16 protein-coding genes and 1 pseudogene are annotated in these 23606 nt (G+C 37.1%); 15 read left to right on the top strand and 2 right to left on the bottom strand.

Annotated elements, in window-relative coordinates:
- Positions 1-87: 87 nt before the first annotated feature.
- The gene (locus JM83_RS08060) at positions 88-1047 is read right to left on the bottom strand and encodes an MBL fold metallo-hydrolase (protein WP_261376400.1); all 960 of its coding nucleotides are present in this window, start codon (positions 1045-1047) and stop codon (positions 88-90) included.
- A 100-nt stretch (positions 1048-1147) separates the two neighbouring features.
- Positions 1148-2071, bottom strand: coding sequence for an alkaline phosphatase (locus JM83_RS08065; protein ID WP_144961012.1), 924 nt, complete (start codon positions 2069-2071; stop codon positions 1148-1150).
- A 289-nt stretch (positions 2072-2360) separates the two neighbouring features.
- Between JM83_RS08065 and JM83_RS08070 the strand changes: the two genes are divergently transcribed.
- The 15 genes and pseudogenes from JM83_RS08070 to JM83_RS08140 all read left to right on the top strand — a co-directional run bounded on the left by JM83_RS08070 (position 2361) and on the right by JM83_RS08140 (position 23597).
- Positions 2361-2876, top strand: a complete 516-nt coding sequence (locus JM83_RS08070) for a hypothetical protein (protein WP_186434968.1) — start codon at positions 2361-2363, stop codon at positions 2874-2876.
- A gap of 1 nt (position 2877) precedes the next feature.
- Entirely contained in the window at positions 2878-3615 is a 738-nt protein-coding gene (locus tag JM83_RS08075; protein WP_261376401.1) for an LVIVD repeat-containing protein, read from the top strand.
- Between the two features lie 271 nt (positions 3616-3886).
- Positions 3887-6196, top strand: a complete 2310-nt coding sequence (locus tag JM83_RS08080) for a chondroitinase-B domain-containing protein (protein ID WP_144961014.1) — start codon at positions 3887-3889, stop codon at positions 6194-6196.
- A complete protein-coding gene (locus tag JM83_RS08085; protein ID WP_144961017.1) occupies positions 6196-7248 on the top strand; it encodes a polysaccharide lyase family 7 protein in 1053 nt (350 codons plus the stop codon). The genes JM83_RS08080 and JM83_RS08085 overlap by 1 nt, the downstream gene beginning before the upstream one ends.
- The gene (gene gndA, locus JM83_RS08090) at positions 7241-9124 is read left to right on the top strand and encodes an NADP-dependent phosphogluconate dehydrogenase (RefSeq protein ID WP_144961019.1); all 1884 of its coding nucleotides are present in this window, start codon (positions 7241-7243) and stop codon (positions 9122-9124) included. The genes JM83_RS08085 and gndA overlap by 8 nt, the downstream gene beginning before the upstream one ends.
- Positions 9125-9147: 23 nt before the next feature.
- Positions 9148-10422 carry an Nramp family divalent metal transporter gene (locus tag JM83_RS08095; protein WP_144961021.1) on the top strand — a complete coding sequence of 425 codons (1275 nt, stop codon included), beginning with the start codon at positions 9148-9150 and terminating at the stop codon, positions 10420-10422.
- A gap of 274 nt (positions 10423-10696) precedes the next feature.
- Entirely contained in the window at positions 10697-11812 is a 1116-nt protein-coding gene (locus JM83_RS08100) for a polysaccharide lyase family 7 protein (protein ID WP_144961023.1), read from the top strand.
- 91 nt (positions 11813-11903) lie between these two features.
- On the top strand, positions 11904-12674 hold the full coding sequence (locus JM83_RS08105; protein ID WP_144961025.1) for an SDR family NAD(P)-dependent oxidoreductase: 771 nt from the start codon (positions 11904-11906) through the stop codon (positions 12672-12674).
- Positions 12675-12773: 99 nt separating this feature from the next.
- A complete protein-coding gene (locus tag JM83_RS08110) occupies positions 12774-15059 on the top strand; it encodes an alginate lyase family protein (protein WP_144961027.1) in 2286 nt (761 codons plus the stop codon).
- A gap of 6 nt (positions 15060-15065) precedes the next feature.
- The gene (locus tag JM83_RS08115; protein WP_144961028.1) at positions 15066-15416 is read left to right on the top strand and encodes a cupin domain-containing protein; all 351 of its coding nucleotides are present in this window, start codon (positions 15066-15068) and stop codon (positions 15414-15416) included.
- 130 nt (positions 15417-15546) lie between these two features.
- Positions 15547-16295: pseudogene (locus tag JM83_RS08120) on the top strand (SDR family NAD(P)-dependent oxidoreductase).
- A gap of 383 nt (positions 16296-16678) precedes the next feature.
- Positions 16679-19864, top strand: coding sequence for a SusC/RagA family TonB-linked outer membrane protein (locus JM83_RS08125; RefSeq protein ID WP_144961031.1), 3186 nt, complete (start codon positions 16679-16681; stop codon positions 19862-19864).
- A 10-nt stretch (positions 19865-19874) separates the two neighbouring features.
- Entirely contained in the window at positions 19875-21212 is a 1338-nt protein-coding gene (locus tag JM83_RS08130) for a RagB/SusD family nutrient uptake outer membrane protein (protein WP_144961033.1), read from the top strand.
- Positions 21213-21409: 197 nt separating this feature from the next.
- Positions 21410-22120: a FadR/GntR family transcriptional regulator gene (locus tag JM83_RS08135; protein WP_144961035.1), complete on the top strand. Its 711-nt coding sequence runs from the start codon at positions 21410-21412 to the stop codon at positions 22118-22120.
- A gap of 199 nt (positions 22121-22319) precedes the next feature.
- Positions 22320-23597, top strand: a complete 1278-nt coding sequence (locus JM83_RS08140; protein ID WP_144961037.1) for an MFS transporter — start codon at positions 22320-22322, stop codon at positions 23595-23597.
- Positions 23598-23606: the final 9 nt, after the last annotated feature.

Consider the following 23606-nt stretch of genomic DNA (forward strand, 5'->3'; position numbering starts at 1 on the left):
AAATCTAGAGAGATTAGAAAGTGGATTTAGCTAAAGAAACTATAAATAACTCCCTTATAATGGTAGTAGTACTCGTGCAATTGTTTTTTAAAGTTCAAAAACATCATTAATCCTGGCAATATGAAATCCATTCCCTATAACTTCTTTTGTTTGAGGACTTTCCGGATTTAGTGCTGGGTTGGTGTGGTTGAAATGAATAAAATAGATCTTGTTCTTTTCTTCGGAAGTCAATTCCGAAAACAGTTTCATGCTCTCTATAATAAAGGGATGTGGAATTTCCGAGATATCACGATTATTAACTTCAGCAGCATCAAAAAAAGTGGCGTCCAGAAATGCATAGTCTACGTTCGCGATTTCTTTAATAATATCGTGCTCCCATTTCTCCCATTTATCGATATCTGGGATAAATAACGCCTTTTTATTTGGACCAATGATTTTGTAGCCTACCGTTTCAGAATATTCATCCCGATGAGGTACATGAAATGGAACCACTTTTATGTTTTCACTTAAAACAACCTCTTGTTCAGAAAGCAATTCTTTTATCAGAATATTTTTATTGATCACTAACTGACTCCAAGGCCCATTATTTTCCAAAAAACTTTTCATTTTTGGCATTGCAAAGACAGGAACATCCGAAGCATTAAGTGCCTCTTTGCCCAAAAACATCAGTCCCGTATAATGCCCAATATGTGCATGGGTCAGGAAAATTCCATTGGGAACGTCAGAAGATTTTCCTAAAGTATAATTTTTAAGCAGTCGTAGTTGGGAAGTGATATCTGGAGTAGCCTCAAAAAGGTATTTTTTATTACTGCTTGGGTCAATTAATCCCAAAGAAACCACTTTTCTATTTTCATCGGGGTTTTCAAACAATCCTTTGCAGCAATCTTTTGTACAGGCAATTTGAGGGGATCCTGCATCTTGCACATTCCCTAGAATAATAAGGGACGTTTCAGTTAATTTTCCTGTATCAATATCAGGTTCTCTTTCTTGCGCACTTAATGGAAAATTAAGAAGGCTACAAATGAGGAATAATTGGAATAATTTCATCTTTAAATATAGAATTATTTTTTCTGGACAGGAAACCATGGTTTTTTTGTCAACCTAGGGTGTTCATGAAGCTTTATTGCACTTGTCCTTAATTTTTGATCTATAGCATTAAAATATTTATTACAGGTTTCCCCCTCCAGAACTCAGGTGCTCGAAGCCCCAATAAATAGGCAATTGTTGCACCTGTATCGTAGGTTACAATCGTGGATTCTAACTTTCCTTTGTTGGAGATGCCCTTTCCAAAAATAATCCAAGGAATTTCTACCTCCTTCAAGGTTTTGCCGCCATGGCTTTTTCTGTTTCCGCCATGATCTGATGTTAGTATGATGATGGTTTCTTTTAGTAAGTTTTCAGCTTCTAAGCTAGCAATCATCTTTCCTATGAGGGTATCAATTTTTTCAATTTCATTATAATATTCTGGGGAATCAAAGCCAATTTTATGTCCTGTATGATCGGCATCATCCAAATGGATAAAAGTAAATACCGGCTTTTCTTCAATTATAAAACTTGTGGCTTTTTCTATGGTTTTGGTATCGGTTTCCCCATTATAATATAGCTCTACGAGCTCTCTTTCAAAAAGATTTCGAATCCCGCCCCAAGTATAAATAGCTCCTTTTTTTGCTTTTGGCAATTGAGTGTCTATCACACTAAAGATCGTGGGATAAATGCCACTTTCCCCAAGTGTTGCCGAAGGTAATTCAGGTTCCTGACTGTCCCATTCTGTAAATCCGTGCAGTTCTGGACCAGATCCCATAAGCATAGAAGCCCAGTTTACGGCGCTGGAAGAAGGAAGCACAGATCTCGCTTGTAGGGAATAGCTTCCGTTTTTCATCATTTTACGGATGTTTGGAATTTTTGCCTTCTCGAAAGCATAAGCTCCAAAACCATCAATTCCGATTAAGATAATATGTCCTGCAACTTGCTTGTTTTGTTCTTGGGAATTAACTTTTTGGGTACTGGAACAAGAAAAGAATAGGGTTAGGATGGTAAAAAATGAAAATCGCTTCAACAAGATCTGGAGCATCGATAAATTTTAATTGTTTAAACAGGTGATAATTTAACCTATTTAATTGACTTCTAAAACAATTAGAATGAACAGGATTTAATCCCTTATTGAGGGTTTATTTTAGGATCTCAATTTATTGTATTGATTTACAGAATTATGAGATTCTGAAACAAGTTCAGAATGACGTCTTTTACCAGTTTATGATACTTTATGGACAAACCAAAATAAATTATGGGTTTCTATAAAAGAAGTAAATTTTAAATAAATTATAGTAACTTTTCATAATAGTTTTAATCCTGATTATATTATGATCTGTAATATTAAGAATGTAAGCTTGTTTTTAATGGCCATCTTATTGCTCCAATCCTGCTGGCCCAGACATGGAGGCGATGACGATTTAATGAGGAGTAGTTATGAGCCCATCACCCAAGCCCGCCAAGAATTTGAAAAAGGAATCGACCTTATGGGGGAACGTCCAGTAATTAACGCTGGTAAAATATATGTAAAAGACGATCTTATTTATTTAAATGAACTCGGTGAAGGCTTTCATATTATAGATAATTCAGATCCTACTAATCCCCTCCCTGTTGCTTTTCTAAAAATCCCACTAGCTACAGACCTTGCTATCCGGAACAATATTTTATATGTGCACCATGCAGTAGATCTTGTTGCTTTTACCTATTCCCTAAATTCAAACTCATTAAATATCGTACATCGGGAGCGGAATGTTTTTCCGGAATTACGTTCTCCGGAAGGTTTGGAGCCCTCATTTTATAATGTTCCCGAAAATGAAGTTGTAATAGGTTATCAACAAATAAACTAAGATGATGAAAAAAGTAATAATATTCTGTCTTTCTATTCTGTTAATTGGTTGTAGTGCGGAGGGTGATAATTCAGCCGCAGCATCTGTAGATGGTTCTGGAGGTTCCCTTGCAAGGTTTGCCCTCGTTGGCGATTATTTGTATACGGTAGATGATCAATCCCTGCGGATTTTTGATATTTCAAATCCAGAATTACCCCTGTTTACCGGAGAAAAATTTATTGGTTTCGATATAGAAACACTTTATTCTTTAGACGAATATTTGTTTGTGGGGAGCCGTCTTGGCATGTTTATTTTCGATATTTCCGATCCTAAATTTCCACTTCAGCTCTCTAAAGTAGAGCATGTTCGTAGTTGTGATCCTGTGGTGTCATCAGGCGATTTTACCTATGTTACGCTACATACCAATGTGAATTGTGCTGGAAATGTCAACCAGTTGGAAATTTATAACACTCAAGATCTCCTGAGGCCAGAATTGCTTACTGTCATTGCCCTAGATCGTCCCATTGGGCTTGGTCTCTACGGAAATTATTTGCTTGTTACCGATAAAAATGTTGTCCGGATTTTTGATGTTACCAACCCAGCGCAACCAGATCTTGTGGGAGGGATAGAGGAAGATGCCTTCGATCTTATTATCAGAAATGACGATTTGTTTATTATTGGGGAAAAATCGCTAAGCCAATATCAATTAAATCCTGAGAATATAGAAGATTTAGTTTTTAAGAGTTCAATCGATTTTTAGATGTCACTCCCTCTAATTAAAACTGAATGAATTTTAGTTTGTGAGAAAATTTCATCTTTCTGAGGCAACTATTATAAAGCCAAAAAACCTCCAGATTTCTCTGAAAGTTTCCTTTGTGCGGGCGGGGAGACTCGAACTCCCACACCTCGCGGCACTAGATCTTATTTTTGCACAATAATAAAAAGCGATTCCTAATATGACTAAGAAAAATTTGGTAAAGAGATGATTATTTATATATTTGGTAAACCAAATTGGTAAACCAGTTTAAATCATGAAATATATCTTCCTTACTTTATTACTATTTTTTAGCGGGATCAACTTTGCGCAAAAGGCTTCCAACCAGCAAATCCTTGTCAAGAATATTACGGAATATAATAGTGCGGTAGATAAGGCAAAGCCGGGTGATGTGATCACATTGGCTAATGGCGTTTGGAAGGATGCTGAACTCATTTTTAAGGGACAGGGAACTAAAGATCAACCCATAACTTTAAACGTTGAAGATAAGGGAAAAGTAACTATTGAAGGGAAATCTTCATTAAAACTGGCTGGGGAACATTTAATAGTGGATGGTTTGTATTTCACAAATGGGTACACTCCGTCCAATTCGGTGATACAATTTAAAGTAGATAATGAACATATCGCTAACCATTCCCGGGTCACCAATTGCGTAATCGAAAATTTTACCCAACCCAGCCGGGATGTTCAGGATCACTGGATAGAGTTCTGGGGGAGAAATAACCAGATGGACCATTGTTATATAGCAGGAAAATCTAATTCTGGACCTACTTTAAGGGTATTCCTAAAAGGAAACGAAAATATAAATACACACCATCAAATAATCAATAATTATTTTGGCCCTAGGCCCAGAAAGGGAGGTCCTCACGGGGAAACTTTACAAATAGGCTCCAGTGAAACTTCAATGACTCCTGCATATGTTAATGTTTCCGAGAATTTATTTTACAGATGTAACGGGGAGGTAGAGATTATCTCCAGTAAATCCAATTTTAATGAATTTAAGCACAATGTTTTTTTCGAGTCGGAGGGTTCGTTGGTTTTAAGACATGGCAATTATGCTAAAATTGATGGAAATGTTTTTATAGGGAATGATAATTCCGAATTCATTGGAGGGATACGGGTGATCAATACGGGTCACTGGATTACCAATAACTATTTTTATAAATTAAAAGGTTCAGAATTCAGAAGCCCCCTGGCGGTCATGAATGGAATACCAAAATCCCCTTTAAATAGATACAATCAGGTGACCGATGTGGTGGCTGCATTCAACACTTATGTTAATTGCATCTCTCCTTGGCATTTTAGCGTGGGCTCCAATGTAGCTAAAAGCGATGTCTTGCCTGCTTCCGAAATTCGTTCTGCGCGTCCTGAGCGGGTATTGCTAGCCAATAATTTGATCTACAATGATAAGGAGCAAAAATTTCCTGTCGTAGCTTACGATACGATAGATGGCGTGAGCTTTAAAAAGAATATTTTAAATAGTCCAAACGAAAGTGAAATCCGGGATAAGGGCATCATTACCAGGGATTTTAAAATGAAAAAGATCAATGAATATTTATATGTTCCGGTTGAAAATCAAACAGATATTTATTCAGGTTTTGATTTTGAAAAGATTGAAGAGGATATTTTCGGAAAGGATCGAAGAACATCTAACAGTATAGGCGCTATAAGTCTTCCTGTACACAATGATCAAAAGTTGTTTGAAATATCTAAATATGGACCGGATTGGTATACTCCTATAAATGAAAATAGAAAGGCTGAAGTATTTCAGGTTTCAACTTCAGAAGAATTACTGGAAGCGGTTCAAAAAATGGCTTCTGGTGATATTATCGAAATAAAGTCCGGTGCATATAAGCTGGACGTCTCAATCCCAATAGACAAGAAGATCACTATTCAGTCAAAAAGTGAAGAAAATAGGGCTATCCTTCAATTCTCAGGGAATAATTCATCTGCGGCCTTCGAAATGAATCCGGGAGGGGTTCTTAAGTTGGAAAATATCATATTAAAAGGAACTAAAAACCGTGATGCTTTTGGAACCTTAGATAAAAATATGTCCAGTGCCTATAACTTGTGGGTCGATAATTCTGAAATAAGCGATTTTAATAGCCTGTTGAAAGTTTCCCAACGCTCTTTTGCCGATACGATTTCTATAGCAAATTCAACAATTAAAGATCTTCAAAGCGGTATAAACCTGGCAGAAGAAACCGATGATAAGGGAGAGTATAACGCGGAGTTTGTTTATATCATTAATTCGAAATTTGAAAATATTAAGGAAGAGATTTTGAATTATTACCGGGGCGGTTATGATGAATCCACTATTGGCGGAAACCTGGTTTTAACCGGGAATACATTCAAAAATTCCGGAACTTCAGAGGACACGGATATTCTCTTGAAAACACGCGGAATTGTGAATGTCGAGTTTTCCAATAATAGCTTTCTCAACAATCCCGTAAAATTCATCGCCATTCTCTGGGGTGAAAAAGGGCAAAAACCGGAGAACAATTCCATTAAAAATTCCGGGGAAATTAAAGTAGAAGAAAACCTAAAGCAAAAATTAATGTACTAATGAAAAAAATATTCATAACCATATTCATATTTTTCGCTTTTTTTTCCTGTAAGGATAATGCCGCAGGTACCTCTAAGAAAATCGAGCAAAAAGGCGAAACCGCAAAATATCCAAGCGATGTCCTTCCATTTATGGATGAATGGACAATTCTTTTAGGGGACGGAACACATAAACAAGATCTAGTAAATTTTGAAAAGAAAGATTTCTTTTATGTTGAAAATAATGGAAAAACAGATTGGGTAGTTTATAAAACGCCTAACTCTGGGATAACTTCAAAAAATTCAAGTAACACAAGAACTGAATTAGGACAAAAAAAACACTGGACTCCCGAAGAAGGTGGTAAACTTACAGGAACCTTAAAAGTACAACATGTTTCGACTTCTGGCGATGCCAGAGTAGCAGCTTCCTATTCTGTTGTGGTTGGTCAAATTCATAGTGATGAAGGACACAAAAACGAGCCGTTAAAAATATTCTATAAAAAGTTTCCGGGTCACACCAAAGGCTCAGTTTTCTGGAATTACGAAATCAACACCAAAGGTGATAATTCTGGTAGATGGGGTTTCTCTACTGCGGTCTGGGGTTATGATATTGCTGTGGTTGGCGCTACTCCAACTACGTTCCCAAAAGAACCAGAAGATGGTATTGCTTTAGGTGAAGAATTTAGTTATGAGGTAAATGTTTTTGACGGGATTATGCACCTAAGCTTTTCCAGTGAAGGGCACGAAACCAAAACCTTTACAAAAAACTTACTGAAATCAGAATATTCAAGAAAGACAGATATGCCTGAACAGGTGAAAATATTATACTCAGCAATAGGTCGTGATGGTGTAGAAAGGGAAAACGCTTATTCTGGCGAGATACAATTTTTTAAACAAGGAGCATATAATCAAACCAACGGTAAAAATCCCGAAGATAATATTGTTTGGAGTACAGGCTCTGAGACCTACGATGGCGATATAGCTAAACAATATAAAAACGGTAGTTATACAGAAGTCTGGTTTAAAGAAGCTACGGTAGGTCCGGGAGTTCTACCAGATAAAGGTAATGAATAGGCTTATTTACATAATGGGTGTTTCCGGTTGTGGTAAAACCACTATTGGAAAGTTGCTGGCGCAAGAGTTAAATATCCCGTTTTTTGATGGAGATGATTTTCATCCAGAAAGCAACATCGCAAAAATGTCTAGTGGTCAACCATTAAACGATGATGATAGACAAGGCTGGTTAGACACTTTAAACAATTTGGCTAAGAAGCAAATCCAAGAGACCAGTTGCGTAATTGTCTGTTCTGCATTAAAACAAAAGTATCGTGATCATTTAAGTCGTGATATTGAAAGTAAGACAAAATGGGTTTATTTATCAGGTTCTTTTCAGCAGATTCTTGAAAGAATATATAGTAGGGCCAATCATTTTATGCCTTCAGAATTGCTAAAATCGCAATTCGACATTTTAGAAGAACCTAAAGATGCATTGCAAGTAGATATAAGTTTAACACCAGAAGATATTATAAAAATTATAAAAAGCGAATTAATGGAAACCTCGGAATTTGGATTATTTGGTCTAGGTGTTATGGGAAAAAGTCTTTCCAGAAATTTGGCTAGAAATGGTTTCAAAATTTCAATCTTTAATAGACATGTTGATGGAGTAGAAGTAAATATCGCCAAAAATTTTAAAGCTCAATTTCCGGAATTATCTAATGCATCTGCATTTGATGATATTTCTGCTTTTGTGAATTCTTTGCAACAACCAAGAAAAATTATGCTCATGGTCAATGCAGGAAAAACAATTGACTTCGTAATTGATGATTTGCTGCCACACTTGTCTGAAAACGATATTCTGGTTGATGGTGGGAACTCAAACTATAAAAAGACGAAAGAACGTATAGCGTATTTAAAAGCTAAGAACATTCACTTTATAGGCACGGGAATTTCAGGAGGAGAGGAAGGAGCTTTAAAAGGGCCTTCCATTATGCCAGGGGGAGATAAAGCTGCTTATAAACTGGTGCAAGCTTACCTCGAAACCATTTCGGCTAAAGACCGTAACGGTTTACCATGTTGTACCTATGTGGGACCGGAAGGAAGTGGTCATTTTATAAAAATGGTTCATAATGGAATTGAATATGTAGAAATGCAATTATTAGCTGAGATATCCACTATTATGGAAGCATCAGGTAAAAATCCAGACGAGATTGCTGCCATTTTAGACAGCTGGAAGGAGAATGCAAATAGTTATTTGCTGGATATAACAGCAAGCATTTTTAGAAAAAAAGAAGGTGAAGATTGGTTAGTAAAGAAGGTTCTAGACAAAGCCGGCAATAAAGGCACAGGCAACTGGACGACTATTGCTTCGGCAGAGCTTGGAGTGCCAGGTACATTAATCGCATCGGCCTTATTTTCAAGATATATTTCGTTTTATAAAGAGGAACGTCTTCTATTAAATAAGACTTTTAAGGGAGTAAAATCTTCAAAATTAAATATTAGCACAAATGAGATTTTAGAAGCCTACCAATTTGCGAGAATTATAAATCATTATCAAGGCTTTAAAATTATTGCAGAAGCTTCAAGATCATATTCCTGGAATTTAAATCTAAGTGAAATTTCAAGAATCTGGACAAGCGGCTGTATTATCAAATCTACCTTAATGCGGGATCTGGTTGAAATCTTTATGGAGACATCCAACTTGTTGACCCATCCTCGATTGATAAAAAAAATCAAGAAATACAGGCCATCAGCAAAAAAAGTGGTTTCACAATGTTTGCTTAATGATATCACCACACCCGCTTTGAGCGAATCGACTCAATTCTTCAATGGGATTACAACAGCATATTCTTCCGCTAATATAATTCAGGCGCAACGGGATTATTTTGGAGCCCACACCTATAAAAGGCTTGATGATGATTCGGGCAAAAACCATCATACCATTTGGGACTAATATTTAACTACTAACTTAGAATTATGGATGCTGCTACAGCGAAAAAATCACTACTAAAAAAAGTCGTTGCCATAATTTTAGGTTTTGGTCCGGGTATTTTTGCTATTGGTTATACCATTGGTACAGGTAGCGTAACCTCTATGATCGTGGCCGGCAGTAAATTCAATATGCAATTACTATGGGTGTTACTACTGAGTTGTTTTTTTTCAGGGATATTAATGTTCACTTATGGCAACTATGCTTTATTGACCGGGGAGACAGCCTTGTATGGTTTTAAGAAACACTTGAAATTTGGTAAGGCCTTAGCTATACTAATTATTATAGGAGTCACTTTTGGACAATGGAACTCCCTTATGGGAATCCTGGGAATTTCATCTAATATTATATTCGAAATATTGGTGCTTAATTTTCCAGGCTTAAGCGGATATGAATACGAAACGGTTCTAATAACAGCCATTATTATAATTTTAGTTTTCTACTTGTTACTATTAGTGGGTAAGTATACTTTTTTTGAAAAGATCCTGGTAATATTCGTAACTTTAATGGGGTTATCGTTCTTATTGTCTTTATTTTTTGTACAACCGCTACCATTGGATGTGCTCAAAGGAATAATCCCAACTATACCGGATGTTCCGGGAGGTAAAATGTTGGTAGCTGCTTTTGTGGGCACTACCATGGCTTCTGCAACCTTCTTATCGCGTCCCCTCTTCGTAAAAGGAAAAGGATGGACTATTAAAAATTTAGATCAGCAGAAGAAAGATGCTATAACTGCTGCTGTTCTAATATTTGTTATTAGTGGAATTATAATGGCCGTGGCTGCTGGTGCATTATTTTATGAAGGTAAAGAGGTAACCCACGTACTGGATATGGCAAATACTTTAGAGCCGGTAGCTGGAAAATGGGCAGTTACTATTTTCTTTTTTGGAGCATTAAGTGCAGGTCTATCATCTATTTTTCCTTGTTTGTTAATAGCACCTTTGTTGATTGCAGATTATCAATCCGGTGAATTAGATACCAACTCAAAGCAATTTAGAATTATAACTTTTATCGCTTCTCTGGTGGCTTTGATTGGGCCTGCTTTTGGAGCCAATCCTATTGAGGTTCAAATTCTATCTCAAGTATTTAATGTGTTTGCTTTGCCATTAGTGATAATTGGTATAATAATATTAGTGAACAGTAAAAAAGTGATGAAGGAATATAAAACCAGCCTATTTGTGAATATAGGAATGTTTGCCTCCCTGCTTTTTGCTTGCATAATATCTTACAACGGAATTTTGGCATTGAGGGAGTATTTTTAATACCTAGTAATGGTATGAAACCCTGTTTATGTTAAGAAGTTATTTGCATAGAAATGTATGTGGAACTATTCAATTTTAATAAAAAATTATATGCTTACTTATTTAGACACTAGTATAATTTTTTGTCACCTTGAGCGCAGTCGTAAGGTCAAACAAAAACGTCTCGACTTTAGCCTGTATTGAGCGAAGCCGAAATACTCGACGTGACAATTGTAGTTATGATTTGCCTATCAGGTGTTTTAACAGAGAAGTATTAAAAATTAAAACTAATAATATGATGAGTTATACAATCAAATCACTATCAATATCATTGGCCCTTGGTGTTTTACTAATATCAAGTAGTAGCTGTAATGATAAAACCAAAAACACAGATACTTCAACTGAGGCCAGCAAAGGTGAAAAGGAAGCGAATAAAACAGTTTACGCAAGTGACGTTATTCCATTTTTTGATCATTGGAAATTGATATTGGGTGATGGTTCCAATGCTGGTATTGCCAATAAATTTGAAGATGAAGATTTCTTCTATACTGCAACGGATGATTCTGGGAATTGGGTAGTTTTTAAGGCGCCCAATGGAGGGGATACCCATGGCACTTCAAATAATACGAGAACCGAATTGGCTCAAATAAAAAAATGGTATCCCGCAACTGCTAATGATAAACTGTCGGCCACACTCAAAGTAATGAATGTATCATCTACCGGCGATGCCCGTGTAGCGGCTTCGTACTCGGTAGTCGTCGGTCAGATTCATAGTGCCGATGGCCATGAGAACGAACCGCTTAAAATATTTTACAAGAAATTTCCCGGTCATACCAAGGGTTCTGTGTTTTGGCATTATGAGATCAATACCGCAGGCGATGACAATTCTGTACGCTGGGATTTTTCCACAGCGGTTTGGGGGCATGACTTTTCGGTGGTTGGCCCTGATGAAAATACCTATCCGGAAGAACCAGCGGATGGTATTGCATTAGGTGAAGAATTCAGTTATGAAATCGAGGTGAAGGATGGTATTATGAACTTAAAATTCACTAGTGAAGGACATGAAACCAAATCTTTTACAAAAAACCTAATCCAATCTGAATATCCAACAACTGCCGACATTCCCAAGCAAACACAGGATCTATTCGTGCCAGTTGGGCAAGATGGGGTAGAGCGTAAAAATGCGTATGCTGGCGAGGGATGTTTTTTTAAGTTGGGAGCTTACAATCAAACTAATGGAAAATCACCTACAATAAATAAAAATTGGTGTTCTGGCGCGGAAACTCATGGAGGCGATATAGAAAAACAATATGCAGACGGAAACTATGCTGAGGTATGGTTTAAGGATGCAAGTATAACTGTAAGTGATAATGCCGTTTCTAATGAAGGTTATTTCACTAAAAATGATTAACCATGAAATGAGCATAACGGGAATGCGATACAAACACCGATGAAGATATGCGAATTGCATATGACCATAAAAAAACAATAAATATCTACATATGAAACAAAAAACTAAGTTAACAGGAAAGAAGGTACTCATCACAGCTGGTGCCCAAGGCATTGGTGAGTCTATAACCAAACACTTTATTGATAGCGGGGCCCATGTGGCAATTCACTATTTTTCCAGTGCAGATACTGCGAAGCAATTAACAACTTATGCAACGAGCAATGGTGTAAATGCGGTTGCAATTTCTGGTGATCTAACCAAAGAAACCGATGTCAACGCATTGATTGAAAAAACAGCAAAAGCCTTAGGAGGTATAGACATTTTAATTAACAACGCAGGTTCCCTGGTAGCGCGTAAGATGTTAAGCGAAATGGAAACTGATTTTTGGAATAAAGTAATGGCCATCAACCTTACGTCTATGATGTTAGTAACACGAGCTGCAGCACCTTATTTGGCAAAAAACAACAATAGCAGTATTGTTAATTTGGCATCCCTTGCCGGAAGAAAAGGTGGGCATCCAGGATCTCTGGCTTATGCTACCAGCAAAGGTGCTATCTTAACATATACTCGAGCGCTCTCAACAGAACTTGGCCCTCAAGGTACTCGCGTTAATGCTGTTGCGCCAGGCCTTATCCTTGGAACTTCCTTTCACGATACGCATACAACAAAAGATTCAGCAGCTGCAACAATCGCAGGCATTCCTGTTCAACGTGCAGGTAACGCAGATGACGTAGCTCGGGCAGTTCTATATTTGGCGTCTGAATACGATGGTTTTATTACCGGAGCCACGCTAGACATTAATGGTGGTGTTTACAATATGTAGTTCCTCATAAAATTGTGTTTTATCTTTTGGGGAGAAAAAATTATTGACAAAGTAAAAAATTATTGTATATTGGTAAACCAATTTGGTAGACCAATTTAAATGAAAAATAAATCAGGATTTTCTCTAGGAATCATTCTTTTTTTGTTCTTTATATGTTCAGGTCAAAATGAGAATCAAGCAGCTTCAGAAAACAATTCTGAAACAACATCGTCTCAGGCGCATCCAAAATTAATTCTAACAGCCCAAGGCGTAAAAGATATTAGAGCACAATTGGGAAATATTCCAATTTTCGATAAAACTTTAGAAAAGGTGAAGGCAGAAGTTGATGCCGAAATAGCTAAAGGAATTGATACACCAATACCAGAAGATTATTCTGGAGGTTACACGCACGAAAGACATAAGCGTAACTTTTTAATATTACAAAAAGCAGGTGTGTTATATCAAATTTTAGATGACGAAAAATACGCCAGATACGTTAAGGATGCATTGATGCAATACGAAGCCTTATATAAGACATTGCCTGTACATCCAAAAACTCGTTCGTATGCACGAGGTAAATTATTCTGGCAATCTTTAAACGATTCCAATTGGTTGGTGTATGTGAGTCAGGCTTATGATTGTATATATAACTACCTGTCTAAAGAAGAACGAAACAAACTGGAAACAAATCTTTTCAGGCCTTTTGCAGATTATATTTCTATTGAAAATCCGCAGTTTTATAACAGAGTTCACAACCATAGTACCTGGGGAAATGCAGCTGTTGGGATGATTGGTTTGGTTATGAACGACGAAGAATTAATACAACGTGCTTTGTATGGAATTAAAGATGTTGATCTGGACAAAACTACTAAAGATGATGATGGAGGGTATATTAATAAGGACGGGAAAGCAGGTTTTTTAGCAAATATAGAAGAGCCTTTTTCACCTGATGGCTATTATACCGAAGGACCATATTACCAGCGTTACGCGATGTATCCGTTTTTAATTTTTGCTCAGGGTTTACAAAATATAAAACCAGAATTAAAGATTTTTGAGTATAAAGACGGGGTGCTTTTAAAAGCTGTAGATGTATTGTTAAACCTTACTGATGCAGACGGTGAATTTTTTCCGCTAAACGATGCCCAAAAAGGCATGTCGTATTTTTCAAGAGAGTTAGTGACTGCTGTAGATATTGCCTACCATAACGCCAACCAGGTCACAGGTTTATTAAGTATCGCAAAACAACAAGATCAAGTATTGTTAGACGATTCAGGATTTTCAGTAGCACTAGGTATCAAAAACGGAAAAGAAAAACCATTCGATAAGAAATCAATTAATTTATTGGATGGATCAAATGGAACTCAAGGTGGAGTAGCTATTTTAAGAAAGGATGATCTAGAGCTCGTTTTTAAATATACTGCACAAGGATCAAGTCATGGTCATTACGACAAATTATCATTTTCATTCTATGAAAAGGGGGATGAAGTTATTCAGGATTATGGCCTTGCCCGGTTTGTGAATATCGAGCAAAAAGGAGGAGGTAATTATCTAAAGGAAAATACTACCTGGGCAAAACAGAGCATTGCGCACAATACCATTATTCAAAACGAGACCTCTCATTTTAATGGTGAATATGAAAAAGGGAGTACGCATCATTCTGAATTGTTCGTCTTCGACGCCAGCAATGGGAATGTACAGATAGTAAGTGCCAAGGAAAAAAATGCCTATCCGGGTACCGAACTGCAGCGCACTATGGTCATGATCAAAGAAGATAATTTTGAAAAACCTTTTGTTTTGGATATCATGAAAGTGACTTCCAATAAGCAAAATCAATATGACTTCCCCTTTTATTTTATGGGTCAACCCATAGAGACGAATTTTAAATATGACTCACCCACCCCAATGAAAATTCTGGGAACTAATAATGGTTACCAACATCTATGGGTAGAAGGGATTAGCAAAGCCGATACCGATAACACTAAATTTACCTGGCTAAACAGTGGTAGCTTTTATACCATAACCACGGTTACAAATCCATTAGATGATCTGTTCTTTACAAGACTAGGCGCTAACGACCCTAAGTTTAACCTGAGAAGAGATACTGCGTTGATGATTAGAAGAAAGAATTCACAAAACACAACTTTTGTTTCTGTCATAGAACCGCATGGAAGTTACAGCCCGGTGTCAGAATTGGCAATAAATGCAGTTAGCCATATTTCAAAATTAAAAGTAGCTTATGATTCTACAGATTATACGGCGGTAAGCATGGAAAATGATTTAGGAAATACAAATATCTTTATTCTGTGCAATACAAATTCGTCAAAAACAAAAGAACATCAATTGAATATAAACGGTAAAGAGTACTTATGGAAAGGTGCTTATTACTACTCTAATATTAATAAATAGAACAATATGGAAACATTTGGAAGCAGTAAGGAATTTTTAATAGGTGATGATATCGCCTGGGAAACAGTAGGAGAAGGGGTAAAACGAAAAATAATGGGCTATGATGATAAAATCATGCTGGTACAAGTGTCATTCAAGAAAGACAGTATTGGGCCTATGCATGAGCATCATCATTCTCAGGTTACCTATGTGGTAAGCGGACAATTTAAATTAACAATTGGGGAAGAAACAAAGGTGCTCAAGGGAGGAGATTCCTTTTATATTCCCCCGCATGTAATGCACGGGGCTTTATGTTTGGAAGATGGAATGTTGATCGATGTATTTAGCCCTATTAGGGAAGATTTTATGCAAAAATAATAATGCTTGTCTCCTTGAGCGCAGTCGAAAGGTCAAACAAATACGGCTCGACTGCGCTCGACGTGACAATTGTAGCCCAAATTCAATCATTAGGTGTTATACCGGATAAGTATAAAATAATTATATGCTTATGAATTTACAAGGAAAAACAGCCATCATCACCGGTGGTACCAGGGATATTGGCAACGCCATTTCCCTAAAATTAGCAAAAGAAGGTGTCAAGGTAGTAGTGAACTATTTACATAGCCAGGCTAATACTGAACAAACTTTAAAGGAAATAATCTCTAGTGGAGGAGAAGGAATTATCGTTAAAGGAGATATGACCAAAAAGGCAGATGTCGATAATTTAGTTAAGGAAGCCATCTCCAACTATGGATCTATCTATATCCTTGTAAACAACGCAGGTGGTCTAGTAGCCAGAAAAACGTTGGAAGAAATGGATGAAGCTTTTTTTGATAAAGTAATAAAGCTCAACCTTTATAGTGTTTTTATGGTAACAAAATCTGCTTTGTCCCATATGAAATCTGGTGCCTCTATAATAAATATTGCCTCCCAGGCAGGGCGGGATGGCGGCGGGACCGGATCCCTGGCTTATGCAACTTCAAAAGGCGCAGTAATGACTTTTCCCGAGGTTTGGCAAAAGAAGTTGGTCCGAGAAATATACGGGTAAAAGGACTATGTCCTGGGATGATAGCCACAACCTTTCATGATACTTTTACTAATGATGAAATAAGAAAAAAAATAGCGGATTCCACCCCACTGCGACGACAGGGTACCGCAGAGGAAATTGCAAATACAGTCGCTTGTTTGGCTTCCAATCAAACCTCCTTTATCACAGGGGCGAATATCGATATCAATGGAGGTTTAGCCTTTTCTTAGAAATTTTCTGCTGAAAACCCTCAATTAAATTATACTCCCATAAAAAATTAAGTAAAAAATAAAAAATTATCGCATTAAGTTTTGTTTAAGAAAAAAATAAAATTATATTTGGTAAACCAGATTGGGAAACCAATTTGGATAACCAATTAAAGGTGTTGTAAAAATGGTAAAAAATAAAGGATGGGTGCGCACCCATCCTTTAAGATCAAACTTCCTTAGAGAGAAGTTATTTAAACACATTACGAATTACTTATCGTTTACATGTATTCCAAAGATACCAATTCGTACGTAATTTATAAATACATTTTTATCGCCATTTCTTTTTTAAATATCATGCCTTAATCGGTTAGGTTAAATTATTAATTTAATTAAATGGAAAACTTATGAATTGGAAAAACACAGCAATTTTCTTAATGGTGTTATTTTGCCATTTACATGCAATTGCTCAGGAAAGTTATTCGCTTTCTGGTAATGTAACTTCTCAGGATGATAACATCCCCCTCCCAGGTGTAAACGTATTTATTAAAGGCACGAACACCGGGGTGGTAACCGATTTTGACGGAAATTACGAAATCGATGTAGCAACTGGTGATATTCTCCAGTTCTCATACCTAGGGTTTGAAAGCCTGGAGATTACCGTTGATGGACAACAAACTCAAGATGTAACTCTTATCTCAAGTTCAGAACAACTGGACGATATAGTCGTGATTGGGTATGGATCTCGTAAAAAATCGCACTTAACAGGAGCTATTGCTCAGGTGGATGGGGATGATGTTGCAGGTATTCAAGCAACTCGAGTGGATGAAGCACTCGGGGGTAAATTATCTGGTGTTTTAATTCAAAATCAGGATGGCGCACCAGGTTCCGATCCTAAGATTCAAATTAGGGCGGCATCTTCGATCAATGGTAATTCAAACCCACTAATTGTTGTGGATGGATATCCTATTTCAGGAAGTTTGGCAACGGTCAATCCAAACGATATTCAAAGTATCGAGGTGTTAAAGGATGCTGCTTCAGCTGCTATTTATGGCTCTAGGGGAGCCAATGGTGTTATTTTGGTAACAACCAAAAAAGGAAAAGAGGGTAAGCCTAGTTTTAGCTACAATACTTATGTGAGTACATCAAGTAGATATAAGAAAGATAATATCAATATGACATCCGGAGAATGGGCTAATACCCTAGAGAGTGGTATAGCCAGTGGCAGATATGATGTTTCTGAATTGGATCCAGCTTTTGTCGATTATAAGATAAATGCCTATAGAAATTCACCTGATGTTGTAGCTGTAGAAGATTGGCTTTTCAAAAATGGATATAGTAATAATCAGGATTTCAGCATGAGCGGGGGTACTGAAAATTCAAATTATTTTGCTTCAATCGGGTATCAAAATACTGAAGGTATTGTATTGGATCAAGCTTTTGAAAGAGTGAATGCACGTTTGAATGTGGATACTAAAATAGGAGACAAATTTAAGACCGGAGTAAGTTTCAATGGATTTGCATCTAAAAGAGATATCGTGGGTTGGGATATGAGAGATCTTTTAAGAGCATATAGCATTCACCCTATTTACCACACTGAAGCGTCTATTGCATTCGTTCAGCAATTGGATCAGCAAGCGCAGGCTTTAGGGCTTGATCCATTTGACGCTGGTTATAGAGGAGGTGATGCTCCTTTTAATAATAGTATCTATACTTTAGAGCCTGGTGATACCGCGCAAGACTGGCAGTACGGTAGAAGTGGGAATGGTATTGGAGGATCTGGCGATGCAGGACCGGCAACGAAACTTGATAATACAGACAGATATGAAAAAACGTATTTCGCTAATATTACGTCCTATTTACAATTTGAGATCATAGATGGGTTAAACATTAAAACTGTTTTAGGAGCAGATATTAGGGATACCCAAGACTATTTTTGGAGGGGACTCGAGTTTGATTCCAGAGCACGTACAAATCAAACTAACTTGGATCAAACCGATATAAAAAGATCTTCAATATTAAGTGAGACAACTTTGAATTATGCAAAGGTATTGGGCAAGCACGATATATCTGCCGTAGCTGGGCTTGAATTTCAAAACCTCTATACCAATGGGACGGCTTTAAACGGTACAAATGTGCCCTTTGGCGATATCATAAATTATAACCTTTTAGATCCTGCAGATATAGCTGTTACGGAAAGGGATGAGACAATTTCAAGAAGGAGCATTTTTGGAAGAATTAACTATGCGTATGACAATCGTTATCTATTATCGGCATCGGTAAGGAGGGATGGGGATTCTCGCTTTGGGACTAATTATAAATACGAAACCTTTCCGGCCTTTTCGGTAGGATGGAATGTGCATAATGAAGAGTTTTGGAACTCGGAACTATTAAGCACATTAAAACCAAGGTTTAGTATAGGATCATTAGGAACTACCTCCGATTTAGGAGCCTATAATTCCTTGAGTCTTTTAAACCCACAAGCAACAGTATTAGGAAATGCATTTCTAATTCCTTCAGATATAGCAAATGATAATTTAACCTGGCAAACGAATACAGAAACTAACTATGGAGTTGATTTAGGTTTTATTAAAAATCGTTTTAGGTTAAGTGTAGATTACTATACGTCGGATATTGAAGATATCCTTATTAATCAAAGTGTATCTGAAGTCCTTGGGACCACTTCAATACGACTTAATTCTGGTGACGTGAGAAGCTCTGGATTAGAGGTTGAACTATCTGCAGCTATTATCCAGGATTTTGAAAAAGATTTTAGCTGGAATATCGGAGCCAACCTATCTACGGTTAAAACAGAAATTACCGACCTAGGTGGCCTGGACGAACTACCTCAGGTAATTTACGGGCAGAGTGGTAGAGGACCTGTTTTTAGGAATTATGTTGGGGGCGAAATTGGAGAAATGTGGGGACTTGAAACTATAGGTCAGGTAGAAGATAGATTTATAGAAGATCCAACAAGAGCTATTGGCTTGAATAGTTCAGAATATTATGTTGTAGATCAGAATGGTGACGGTGTAATAGATAGAACCAGAACTGTGGAAGAAGGTGGAGATCTGGTAAAAATAGGACAGAATACTCCAGATTTTTATTGGGGATTGAATAGTTCAATGCAATTTAAAGCTTTTGATATGTCTTTTCAATTTCAAGGGTCCCAGGGAGGAGATGTTTATAATATAGACCCGATTTACTATAATTCAGAATTTGGAGGAAGAGTGAGGGATAGTTTTGACGCCAATAATGACGGTATTGCCGATCATAATGGCCAGTTCTATACCCAGTCAAGAAACCAGTTAGACGCCCAGGTACAAGATGCATCTTACGTTGCATTGAGAAACCTCACATTAGGGTACACTATTGACCAGGAGGTAACGAGTAAAATAGGTTTGCGTTCTGCGAGAATCTATGTTGCGGCAACCAACCTATTGTATTTATGGTCTGATGATTATACGTCTTTTAATCCAGAGGGTGTTGAGACTACGAATAATGATTATTTAGGTCCTACAACCTATGGGGTACAGGTAGGTGCAAGTCCAATTGTAAGAAGCTTTACATTTGGTTTAAATGTTAATTTTTAAAGATTAAAAAATGAAAACAGTATATAAGTTATTATTAATGTCATTGTTGGTAGCAGTAGGATGTGAAAGTGATTTGGATCAGGTTCCACCAAATATTGCTAGTGCAGATTCTCTGGAGGATTTTCAGGGAGTTTTAAATGCTGCTTATTTTTACCAGCACGGTTCTGTTACACCTTTAGCAGTAATGGGAGATTTTAGAGCAGACAATGCTTTAATGGACGAGGAGCCATATCCTGCATTCGATAGATTCAATGGTGAATTAACCGTTATGGAAGATCAATTTTTCGGGCCTTTTTACACAGCTTTGTACAAGTCAATTTTAAGTGCCAATAATGTAATTGAAAATTCATCAGATGCTACTCATATTGGTGAAGCAAAATTTTTGAGGGCTTTGTCTTACTTTAAACTTGTAAAAGTATTTGGTGATGTTCCAGTGAATTTATCTGCTTCTCCAAGTACAACTGATAAATCTATTCTAGCAAGACAGCCTGTTTCTGATGTATATAATAACGTGATCATTCCAGATTTTCAAGATGCAATAACATCTTTGGACAATTCCGGATTATCAAATGGACGCGCTACTCAAATCGCAGCTCAGGGAATGCTTGCAAAAGCATATATTCAAAGAGGTGATTTTAGTAATGCTCAACCACTTTTGGCTGAAGTTATTAATGGAGCTGCTGGGGCAGGGATTAGTTTACAAGCTAATTATGGGGATATTTTTGGATTTGAAAACGATTTAAATTCAGAAATCATATTTGCAACCCAAATTTCAAGTTCTGTGGTTGATGAATATGGAGATTCCGAATTTTGGTCATGGTATGGTGGCCTGGATACAAAAGCTTTGATGCCGTTAGACCCAGATTTAATTGCAGCTTTTGATGAAAATGGAGAAGTATCAGGAACATTAAGAAGAGGGGTAGTTATTGATGAAGGACTAATGGCATCACCAAAATATCCCCAAACTGGAGGTCCCGATCATGATTGGATAGAACTTAGGTTAGCAGACGTTATTTTGTTATATGCAGAGACATTGAATGAGAATGGTACGTCTTCGGAGGAAGTACTTGATCTATTAGATCCTATAAGAACAAGAGCTGGATTAGATCCTCTGGACCATACTGTGCTTAATACACAAGCATTGGTTAGAGAAGCTATATATGATGAAAGAAGATTGGAATTGGCCTTTGAAGGACAGAGATGGTTTGATTTGGTAAGAACAGGTACTGTTAACGAGGAAATTGGAGAATCAGTTGATCCAAATTATTACCTATTTCCAATCCCAATCTCAGAAATTCTAGCCAGCGATGGGGTAATCACTCAAAATCCTGGTTATCAAGGAAGTTGAAAATGCTTTTGGATAGGTTAAGAATTTTAGTTTGAGTTAGCTACCATTGATTCCGTTGGGCTAAAATCGACGGAATCAATGTAACTTCAAGGGTTTTAATTAGTATGTGATAATTATTTTAAACTAGATTAATTTCCCTAAATTTGCCTAACCAGTTTGGTTAACCAGTTTTTAAATACATATTAAACCAAGAAAAAATGAAGGTGGAGTCGCTTACTAAAATTGATATTCAGCAAGAAACAAGGAATAAAATTATTTCTGAAATTAGGGAATATATCAATTTCAAAAATATGGAACCCGGAGAGAAATTACCATCAGAACGAATGCTTTCAGAACGGTTTGGTGTTAGCCGGAATAATCTTCGTGAGGCAATTCAAACGCTGGAGTTTTACGGGTTATTGGAATCTGTACCACAAAGCGGAACCTATTTGGCCAATATTGGTGTGGTTGCTTTAAATGGGATGATCTCTGATATTTTAAGTCTGGACGATCCAGATTTTAAATCTTTGGTTGAAACCAGAATTTTAATGGAATTAAAAACGGTTAGACTTGCTGCATTAAGAAGGACCGAAGATCAATTAGAACAGATGAAAGAAGCTCTTGAAGCTTATACAAAAAAAGCTATTAAAGGAGAAGACGCAGTACAGGAAGATTTGCTTTTTCATTTGGCTATTGCCAAAGCAAGTGGGAACAGTACAATGAATACTTTCATGCTTATCATTACACCAGAAATTATCACGAATTTTGCAAAATACCATGTTTGTGATGAAAATCAGGCCATTTTGGGAATTGATGAACACAAAGCTATTTATGAGGCAATAGCAAATAAGAATCCTCAAGAAGCTAAAGAAAAAATGAAATTGCATTTTAGGAGTCTTTACAAGTATTGCTACAATGTAGATTTATAAATAAGATGGGAATGCACGATCCTATAAATAATTGGTAGAGAGAAGAATTTAAACCAGGAATTACTTGATATACCTTTCCTAAAAAATTATATCCTCATTCCAGGTCATGTAAGAATATAACTCCACAGGTAGTTGCCTGAGGGTCACAGGTAATTTTGTCTAAAATTTAAGCCCAACAAAGGGCGGCAAATCTGAAAATATGAAGATAAGAGGACTAAGATGGTGGATAATTGGATTGATATGCATTGCCACGGTCATAAATTATATAGATAGAACAGCCTTTGGTGTCATGTGGCCCGAAATGGGTAAGGATTTAGGCATGGATGAATCTGATTACGCAGTCATGCTTAATGTCTTTATGGTTACTTATGCACTTGGTAAATTTTTATCGGGGAAGTTATACGATCAAATTGGGACCCGTCTTGGTTTTATTTTTTCCATTACATTATGGTCTGCTGCTGCCATCCTGCATTCTTTTGCTAGGGGTCTTATTTCCTTGTCACTCGTGCGGGCAATGCTTGGTTTTGGGGAAGCGGGTAACTGGCCGGGAGCTGTAAAAAGCAATGGGGAATGGTTTCCCGTGAAAGAGCGGGCCATTGCACAAGGAATATTTAATGCCGGAGCTTCTCTTGGAAGCGTGGTTGCTCCCGCGCTTATCGCATTTTTATATGCTCAATTTGGATGGAGGACCACCTTTATCATTTTAGGTATTTTAGGTTTTGTATGGATTATACCATGGTTCATTATTAATAAAACCACCCCTAAACATCATCCATGGTTATCCGAAAAAGAAAGAAATCTTATTCTTTCTGGAAGGATAGAGCCGGATGAAGTACCTGAAAAGGAAAAAGGATTACCCGTTTTAAAGATTTTGAGTTATAGGGAATCCTGGGGGGTATTGGTGGGACGATTTTTTATTGAACCAATATGGTGGCTGTTCGTTGGATGGATGCCACTATATCTAAACTCCAAATTTGGTTTCAGCATTCAAGAAATTGGAGCAACCATTTGGATCTCCTATTTGGGTGGAATGGCCGGCAGTATAGCAGGCGGATGGTTTGCAGGCAAACTAATGGAGAAGCGGTCTCTGGATTTTTCCCGAAAACTGTCCATTCTTATTGGTGGTAGCTTAATTTTTCTAGGACTTATGGGGATCATATTCTTGGTAAAAGGAGATAATCCAATGACGTTTATTTATATCGTAGCTGTAGTCCTTTTTGGATTCCAATTCGCCATTGGGAACATTCAAACCCTTTCCAGTGATCTGCTGAAGGGACCATCTGTTGGAACCCTGGCAGGTCTTGCGGGAACGGTTGCAGCGGTATCAGTAATTATTATGAACTGGCTTATTCCCCAGATTACTGAAATCTCCTATACACCGGCATTTATAGTAATTGCCATTTTAGCCCCATTGGCAGTCATATCTATTTATATCTTAATAAGAAGAATAGAACCCGTGGAACTCAAATCAAATTAAATTTTTTAT

The organism is Gillisia sp. Hel_I_86 (genome assembly GCF_007827275.1).
Lineage (GTDB): Bacteria > Bacteroidota > Bacteroidia > Flavobacteriales > Flavobacteriaceae > Gillisia.